Consider the following 299-nt stretch of genomic DNA (forward strand, 5'->3'; position numbering starts at 1 on the left):
GTCATACGACCGATCGATTTCCTCACGCGCAAACAGCATGTCGTTACGCGAAATGCGATGCGACAACTCGTTCAGGAAAGTTTCGCTTTCGCTCAGCAACGTTCGATTGAACGTCTGCGCGAAGGCCGGCGACAGACCTTGTGTCCGAATCGTCAACAGCCCCGTCTTGTCGTCTACATCGACGCTGACACGCCGCATGTAGTACTTCAGCGTTTCCTCTCGCGTGGCGTGCGGCGAAAGCCGGTTGAACCAGTCGAGCCCGACATGCCCGAACGCCTCCTTGAGCTTCAGCCGCGCAT

At 57.5% G+C, this 299-nt stretch carries 1 protein-coding gene; it reads right to left on the bottom strand.

The genetic code is table 11. From position 1 onward, the window contains the following. Window positions 1–299, bottom strand: a 299-nt coding sequence (locus SB752_RS32210; RefSeq protein ID WP_410719467.1) for a hypothetical protein, incomplete at both ends; no start/stop codon positions are given.

It is taken from the genome of Brevibacillus sp. SIMBA_040, from assembly GCF_046535075.1.
Lineage (GTDB): Bacteria > Bacillota > Bacilli > Brevibacillales > Brevibacillaceae > Brevibacillus.